Raw genomic sequence first — 371 nt, forward strand, 5'->3', positions numbered from 1 at the left:
GCCGACTGCTTCGGCCTGCGCCTGCTCAACCGCCGCGGCTGCTTCCCGCAGTTCGATAAGTTCATCGAGCAGACCAAGGACGTTTGGACCCACCTGGTCGACATCCGCAAGAGCTTCGAGCCGCGCGCCGAGGAGCTCGCAAAGAAGTACGCCCTGGCCCCCTACACCATGTTCATCGGCTCCGGCGCCCTGTGGGGCGAGACGATCCTGTTCTCGATGTGCATCCTGGAGGAGATGCAGTGGAAGCGCACCCGCTACATCACCTCGGCCGACTTCTTCCACGGCACCCTCGAGCTCGTGGAGCCCGGCGTCCCCGTGTTCCTGTTCATGGGCGAGGACGAGAACCGCAAGCTCGACGAGCGCGTCCGCGC

1 protein-coding gene is annotated in these 371 nt (G+C 65.2%); it reads left to right on the forward strand.

Annotated features, from left to right (window positions below):
• The coding region (locus DW823_RS09950) for an SIS domain-containing protein (RefSeq protein WP_369831720.1) at positions 1-371 on the forward strand (371 nt) is incomplete at both ends.

Origin of the sequence: Collinsella sp. AM34-10, assembly GCF_003469185.1 — a bacterium.
In the GTDB taxonomy this organism is placed as follows: Bacteria; Actinomycetota; Coriobacteriia; order Coriobacteriales; family Coriobacteriaceae; genus Collinsella.